The 7,035-nt window shown below is 55.0% G+C and carries 9 protein-coding genes and 1 pseudogene; 6 read left to right on the forward strand and 4 right to left on the reverse strand.

Translation table 11 applies throughout. The features are described from left to right. Positions 1-157: 157 nt before the first annotated feature. The gene (locus tag GR212_RS36285; RefSeq protein WP_163994917.1) at positions 158-703 is read right to left on the reverse strand and encodes a phospholipase D family protein; all 546 of its coding nucleotides are present in this window, start codon (positions 701-703) and stop codon (positions 158-160) included. A gap of 145 nt (positions 704-848) precedes the next feature. Between GR212_RS36285 and GR212_RS36290 the strand changes: the two genes are divergently transcribed. Both GR212_RS36290 and GR212_RS36295 read left to right on the forward strand, forming a co-directional pair. Then, positions 849-1,037, forward strand: a complete 189-nt coding sequence (locus GR212_RS36290; RefSeq protein WP_163994919.1) for a hypothetical protein — start codon at positions 849-851, stop codon at positions 1,035-1,037. Between the two features lie 55 nt (positions 1,038-1,092). Further along, a complete protein-coding gene (locus GR212_RS36295; protein WP_163994921.1) occupies positions 1,093-1,392 on the forward strand; it encodes a hypothetical protein in 300 nt (99 codons plus the stop codon). A gap of 237 nt (positions 1,393-1,629) precedes the next feature. Here GR212_RS36295 and GR212_RS36300 read toward each other — a convergent pair whose 3' ends face one another. Further along, positions 1,630-1,938 (reverse strand): hypothetical protein, encoded by a 309-nt coding sequence (locus GR212_RS36300; protein ID WP_163994923.1) that lies wholly within the window; start codon positions 1,936-1,938, stop codon positions 1,630-1,632. Positions 1,939-2,060: 122 nt separating this feature from the next. Between GR212_RS36300 and GR212_RS36305 the strand changes: the two genes are divergently transcribed. The 4 genes and pseudogenes from GR212_RS36305 (at position 2,061) to GR212_RS36315 (ending at position 4,497) form a co-directional block, all read left to right on the forward strand. Next, positions 2,061-2,435 carry a hypothetical protein gene (locus GR212_RS36305; RefSeq protein ID WP_163994925.1) on the forward strand — a complete coding sequence of 125 codons (375 nt, stop codon included), beginning with the start codon at positions 2,061-2,063 and terminating at the stop codon, positions 2,433-2,435. Positions 2,436-2,772: 337 nt separating this feature from the next. After that, positions 2,773-3,054, forward strand: a pseudogene (locus tag GR212_RS37465) (hypothetical protein); the annotation flags it as partial. A gap of 149 nt (positions 3,055-3,203) precedes the next feature. After that, positions 3,204-3,767 carry an IS110 family transposase gene (locus GR212_RS36310; RefSeq protein WP_163994927.1) on the forward strand — a complete coding sequence of 188 codons (564 nt, stop codon included), beginning with the start codon at positions 3,204-3,206 and terminating at the stop codon, positions 3,765-3,767. Between the two features lie 385 nt (positions 3,768-4,152). Next, positions 4,153-4,497: a DUF982 domain-containing protein gene (locus GR212_RS36315; RefSeq protein ID WP_163994930.1), complete on the forward strand. Its 345-nt coding sequence runs from the start codon at positions 4,153-4,155 to the stop codon at positions 4,495-4,497. A 693-nt stretch (positions 4,498-5,190) separates the two neighbouring features. On the opposite strand, the gene GR212_RS36320 is transcribed toward GR212_RS36315, so the two are convergent. Both GR212_RS36320 and GR212_RS36325 read right to left on the reverse strand, forming a co-directional pair. Further along, a complete protein-coding gene (locus GR212_RS36320; protein ID WP_163994932.1) occupies positions 5,191-5,601 on the reverse strand; it encodes a BA14K family protein in 411 nt (136 codons plus the stop codon). A 478-nt stretch (positions 5,602-6,079) separates the two neighbouring features. Then, positions 6,080-6,730 (reverse strand): hypothetical protein, encoded by a 651-nt coding sequence (locus tag GR212_RS36325; protein WP_163994934.1) that lies wholly within the window; start codon positions 6,728-6,730, stop codon positions 6,080-6,082. Positions 6,731-7,035 lie beyond the last annotated feature (305 nt).

The raw sequence follows: 7,035 nt of genomic DNA on the forward strand, positions 1-7,035 counted from the left end.
ACCCAGGGGGGTATTCTTCAGTGCCGAAAATCGGCCGGTCTTTGATTGGAATAGTGGCCGGCTTCAAATCGGAATGGTGGCCGGTCTTTGATCGGAATGCCGGCCGGCTTCACGTCGGAATCCGCAGCGAAGGCGAATTTCGAAACGAAATCACGTTCTAGTTGCTGCCTGAAAGGCCTTTGGTCGCGCTGTTTTCAAACACCCGAGACACTTTTAACCGACTATCCCAGTTCGCCAAATATTCGCGAGCAAGTTCCCTGCCCTCAGTAAACGTTACGTTCTCTGCATTCCGCTTCTGAGCCGCGGCGGTGTAATTGTAAGACCCGCCGATAGTCAGCCGGCCATCAATCACGATGATCTTGTTGTGGGCTATCGCCGGTTCGAAATCGATCCATACCGGAATGCCGGCGGCTTCCAACAGCGTGGCGCCCGAATATTTGCGCTCGTTGACCTTATCGAGGATGGCTAGGACTTCGATGCCCCTGCCCGCGGCCCGCTGCAGCGCATGGATGATCGGCAGGGACGTGAAGCCATAGGCTTGGACCCGGATGGACAATCTGGCTCGGTCAATCGCATCCACGATGCGGTCCTCGCACAGTTCGGCCGGCGTGAAGCAGACGGAGACTTTAGCCGCGGCTGGCTGGCCAGCATAGATCGGACTGGCGAACAGCAGGGCGGCAATCGTAGCGGCGGCGATTCTCATCTCGTTCACATAGCATTTAAAGAGTCGTCTTGACTCAATTTTCCTGCGTGAACATATTGTGAACAAACGAGACTTAGCAAGCCTCGGTTTCCAGAATTTTCAACATTAGGACCGCCGTCGATCGGCGGAACGGAGACGTGCGCCTATGAATGCCAAACTAATAGCCGAAGAGCCTGAGCTTGATCCGATCGATGCGGCGCTTGCCCTACATGATGGCGATGCCTGCGCGACGATCGGTGCGGCGTTGATTATGCTGCAGTTCGTCCGCGGTCAGTTAGCGTTGACCGAGGCGGCGATGAGCCAAGGCTTCACAAGGGGATTCAGGCCAGCTTAGGAGCCGGAAACCCATCGCGATCCGCTCTCCGCCACCAACCCACAGGAGAACCGTTATGGGTGACGTGATCTATCTAAAAGATGATCCTGACGAGTGCGATGGCCAACCTAAACCGAAAGCTGCTGCCATGACTGTCAGCGACAGTGACGCAATCGCTCTCCATGAACTCATGCAATATGTCAGTATTCGGTGTTACGACGAGCGTTTCAAAGAGCGTGGGCTGATGAAGTCGGCTGCCTTGCGAAAGCATCTCAAGCGCATGCGGGAAATCCTCAATCGGCTGCCGGATTATCCTGGCATTGACCCGTTCTACTATTGGTCGCCTCCGAGCGAGATGGCGGCGGATCAACGCTGATTGCCGATGGATTGCGACGATAAGGCCTTCCGGGGAGCCCTGCAGGTAAATTGCATCGAGCCCCGCATCCCGTCCAACTGAAGCAGATAGGGCTTCACGAGGCGGAGGACCTCTTCGCCAAAGTCAAAGACTGACGGCGCATCGTAATCCGTTACGACCGGTGCACGCGCACCTTTTTCTCAGCAATATGCGTCATCGCGCCGTCATCTGCTGGTTTCAATTTAACGGGTCTTAATCCTAGCCACCACTGACCGTCGGCAGATATTCTTTTTTATCGCTATTCGCGGAAACGAAGTGCCTGCTCACGGAAATTCGGCTCGCTACCAGATCATTCTCGTCGAAAGCATGCCGGCGCAACAGGACGAATATTGTCTCATTGACATCCCCGCCATCTAACAATTCGGGCTCGTGACACAAAACCTCGATGGTCCGTTGAACGACACGGCTTGCCGCCAAATCGGAGCAAACCAGCTTTCTTGTATAGCGATAGAGATTTTCACGAAAATTGGGGTCTAGCGGCGTCGCCGCGTATTTCCGAAAGGGCATAACGCTCCCTCGTCGATCTTGCAGGCGGGAGCCCTATCGACCCTCAGTCGCCACCGCCTACACGTTCGGTTGGTAACGATGATTTACATTACGAGCTAAAGAGGTAAAGTCCAGCCGTTTCCATGAACGCAGGTATACAAGTTCAGGAAATCCAGCCGGAAATGCCGGTGTGGTCTGCGTTCACCGGCTGCTATCGTGATCAAAGTTCCCTCTTTCTGAAAGTACGCCACGGTTTCCGGGAAGGAGGGACCGTGGCGTACCCAGGGAACAGAGGACTTCGTGAGCATCATTCCCTGCCTTTGAACTGCGTGGCCGCCCAAATGTTCCACTCGGTTTGGAACATTTGGAGGCAATGCCCGTTCAGCTCGCGGAAGTTCCAGGATGAAACAATGTATCCCCGCGATTTGAACGAGTTGATCTTTGCAATTGTGATCCTGCTGATGCCGGTTATCCTCGGCGCAGCGGCCCTGCTGTATCATCTTGGGTGGATCAGGTAGAACCATCTCGTTCGCGCGGATCGAGGGGTGCGCCACGGTTGATGCAGCCGCTGAAGCAATTCCTGACGCACCCCCGGAGGATTGGAGACCGCATCCTCCGTCGGATAAACATCTCGCAAATGAAGATGTTCCCATTTCGTCAATGGATTCGCACTAGGATATCAGCAACCCCATATTCGCTGTGGCTCGTGAGCCAATCGAGGAGCATTTGAGGCGGGAGCAAGGAGAACTGGATAAAGCGCGAACCAGAGCCAACTATTTCGGCCGTCGGAACTTCGTTCATTTCGATTATTGCGAATATAGATTATTTAGTAACTGCCGATCGAGAGAGACCTCGATGACCGTTCCAGCATCCGCACAAGAGTTGGGTGGGCGCCTACCGTCAGCACTTGAGAAGGCAAGCGCAAACCAGCTTCAACAAGTTCTAGCAGCCTATGCTACTGGCACGAAGCTGCGATTACTCGACGAAGAAACCAAACAACCCGTTGAGATAACATTGACACTTGCCATATCAGGTCTGCTTACGGATCTGCGACATATTGGTCTGGAGACGCCGTAAACCTTGGTGCCGGTCAGCAAAATGCTGACAACTCAACAGGCTGCGGACATACTCAATGTGCCGTGGCAGATATTTGCCAAAGACCCCTCCCCTGTTTCCAGCAGCCCAAAAGTATCCGAACTTTGTCATAGCTTCGTTTCCGGTGGACCCACACCAATGCTTAATCGGCTAAAGTTACGAGAGCTGTCGCTCAACCTAGGGAGTCCATTTTGACGCAGACAGTTATCGTTGGCCTGGATCTGGCCAAAAACGTATTTCAAGTGCACGGGGTCGGTGCTGATGGCGGTAAGACGTTCAGTACAAAGCTGCGTGGTGAAGAGGTAAAGACCTTCTTTGAGAGCCTTTCACCCTGTATAGTCGCCATGGAAGCCGGAAGCGCCTGCCACTTTTGGGCGCGAGAGATTGGTGCGCTGGGTTACCAAACGAAAATCCTCCCCGGGCAGTACGTAAAACCCTTCGTTAAGCGAGACAAAACGGACGCTTTAGATGCGCAGGCAATTGCTATCGCAGCTACGCAAGCTGATTTGCCAAGTGTGCCGGTGAAATCGGTCAAGCAGCAAGCGCTGACCGCCCTCATCAAAGCGCGGGTTCTCTTCATCCGGCAGAGAACCAAGGCGTTCCAAGCTCTGCGTGGGCATCTTGCCGAATTCGGTATAATAACGGGGCCGGAACCGCGAAGCTTGAGCGACTTGCGGTATACCTGCGCGATAGCGCGATACCGGCAATACCAGCAACGGTGCGGGATACCATCCTCGCCATCTACGAGGAAATAGAAGCGCTCGATGTCAAAATCACGCGCTTCGAGAGAGAGTTTGCGGCGCTCTCAGCAGTGTCGTTTGTCGCCGCGGGCGGCTATAAGCTCGTTCCACAGCCGATTACCCGACAGGTGAAGGAAAAGGCCGATCCATCTTGCAACATCAACGAAAATGGCAGTATCTGCAGCGAGGCAGATGCGCAGACCGCCGGGTGGCGGAAGCCGAGACAATAGCGGCCTTATTCGGAACGTACATCTTGGGATGTTCGGAGGAATAGAATCACGAATCGCCACCAAGCATTTCATGGGGCTCATAATGTAATTCCTCTATGGCGACATGGTAAATAAGCCTCGCGCAAGCATGTGTATTCATCAATTCGATGAATACTTGTGGGGCGCCGGAAATGCAGAGCGATTTTTGGTCAAGAACAGTGACGATCGAAATCTCAAGCCACGAAAAGGCAAAGATCAACAATGTTCGTCAAGCAGCAGAATTCCTGCTTAAGAGCTGGCGTGGCCCGAAAGATGATCTCTATAAGCAAGCCGTTATTCAATGCACCCATGCCATCAAAGGTGAGGCGCCGGCCGACGCGGCGCTTCTTCATTTTTTGGTCGCGGCAAAGCAGTCAAAAGCGCGGATCGAGCTTTCTGAAGACTGGTCAAAACCCGATGAGTTCGTGTCCGGCCTCTGGAGGGAATGCGAAAGAATTCTCAGAACTTCAATCGATGAGCGGTCGACCGATACTTAAACACCTTGATCCATGCGGGAGCAGTCTTGGCTTTATGGAGGCTCCCGAAATTTAAGAGCAGGGCTGGAACTTTGGGCGACGATCGCCGTTAATTGTCTGGTAGGGCTTGATATCCCCGCTTCCCACAACAGCACTGCTTGGCCCGGTCGCAAGACAGGGCCTTTCTTTTACCGAAGACGTCCCATTCCGAGTTCAGGCTTTTTTGCGGGTCATATTGAGCATGCGCATCTGGCATGTTATGACTTGTCCTACAAGGCAGAGTGCGACAGCGGTTGCAAGATGCAGCCCAGCGACGTTGCCAAACCGGCCCGCAGCCGGTCCCTCTCTCAAAACACCGGACACCTGCATCCGAGTCTTTCGACTTCGTTCATTTTCTTACGGGGCAATTGAACACATGCTTTAGGCGCATGATGATCAGTCTGCCCTCAAGGAAGGGTGCGAATCCGCCGGCTTCCTATACCTTAACAAATCGACTGTGAGGAGCGGCGCTAATATCCCTTCTTGGCACGCCATGAACCTTCCCTCGTCAGTCATTTAGAACCAGAGAGCCGCGCCGTCGGTCCTCAAGACCATTCTATTAAGATCGCCGCGGATAGCCATTCTCGTCAAACATCGGCGAGACGTGACCGAGCAGTCAACGCATATCGACGCTCCAAGAGGGGGGCGTCAATAATATAGTCTCGCGGCACCCACTTAATAAGGTGAGACACATCTTGCGCGCACTCCCGCACGTGGCACGTAGGTGTCAGTGCCGGGGTCGTAAGTGCGGTAGCGGCTGGCGCACCACTCTTCATGCCTTGAGCCATAGCTGGGGCGGGTTGGCGCTGCCAGAGCGCCGCCGATCAGAGCGCCAGCACCAAAGGCGGCTAGCGGATACCAGTAGTCGCCGTGTCGCCTGTAGCCAGGACGATAATCGCGATAGCCACGATGCCCGCGGTACCAGCCATCGCCACCGTGATGATGGCGCCACTGGACCTGCTCCACGTCATGGGCATTGGGCAAAACGATCCCGGACATCGGCACCGCGCCAGCGGCCGAAATGGAGGTCAGGCCAAGAGTTACACCCAGCACCGCTACAGAAAGTGTTTTCGAGATAATCTTCATAATTTTCCTCGTCAACTAGAAATGGATCATCTCGATAACGGATGAACCGTCCTGCGTGTTCCATTCGAGTTGCAAAAACGGAAAGCGTTGTTTACTCGGAGCGGCGGAGCGTGCGCGTCCCTGAGACGGGATGATCAGCATTACGATCATTGCGTGTATCTGCACGCAACTTTCGCTTGCGTATCCAGTGGGTTTCATTGATCTGCGCATGACGAGCATCTCGCCAGGGGATCGGTGACTGCGACTTCAATTCTCGTCAGCAACTGCCTCTTATCAATCGATGGGCGGCCTTGCGATCTAAATAGCTTCCGAAGCTCCTCTTGCGCGGGCTGATCGCGGTGGATGGAAGAGACATGGCGGTATCGTTCTTGCGGTATTGGTTCTGTGGTCGACGTCGGGCCACCAACTGACAATCAAGGTCTATCACGAGTGCGATGCCGTCTTTATTCTGGTCATCCCTGAGCTGGCGGCTGCGGGATCAAACTGCCTGTTGCATCTCCAAAAGATCCTTCATCAAGGAACGTAGCGACCGCCAGGGAAATTCGTCGCAGTCACGCGATGCAATACCGAGGGTCAGAACCCCATGCAGCTTGGCGATTGTTCCTTCAATGGACTGCGCGGGCATCTCCCACAGTTCCGCAGCCAGTGCGAACTCGCGATCAGAGGCCGCGCTCTCGGCCTCCTGGGCTCTGGTATACCCGATGACGTTGTCTGCGGCGTTCCAACGGCGAACCTGCGCCGACAGCGCTTCCTTTGCCCTATTCCGTGCCTCGGCCAGATCGTCGCCTTTGAGCCAGTATTCAATCTCGGCCTCACTTTGCATGTAGGCCGGATCGAGCTTGCCAACTTCGGCTGGCGTTGGATAGTCAAGGCATTTATACGGCATCGCGCTGAGGTGGTTGCGGACTTTTTGGCGAAGCAGGCTGCCGCGAACGGAATCGCATAAGAGGAAGCTGAGCGAGGTTTCCTGAAGGCAACGCGTCCGGCCTCCCTCATCCAGCGTTTTGCAACGACCGAGGAAGTTGCCAACATGATCGTCTACCTGCGCCCAAGGGGTGAGCCCAGGACAGGTATCACGGAGACAACCCACTGTATCGGGCGCATCGCGGGAGGCGCTGAAAAAGCTCAACGCAACGCGAAGCGACTACGCTTGTCGCCGGTCTTCACGGACAAATGCGCGAGAGCAGCAGATCACGGTCACGAGGTTAATTCGCCGAGAACCGTTCGACGCCGTCTGGCCCCGTCACGCGCATCTCGAGACGGGGCTTCAGCCTTAGCGGCGACCGTTTCATATTCCAGCTACCGTAGCGCCCTGAGAGCTTCGATCCACGTTATCGAAGCTCTCAAGCCCCAACGCTCAGGGGCTTCAGACCTGCGCCAGGCCTCCATCGACGAAAACCTCGCCGCCGGTCATGAAGCTGCTGTCCGAAGACG

It is taken from the genome of Martinezella lusitana (genome assembly GCF_010668395.1).
GTDB lineage: Bacteria > Pseudomonadota > Alphaproteobacteria > Rhizobiales > Rhizobiaceae > Rhizobium > Rhizobium lusitanum_A.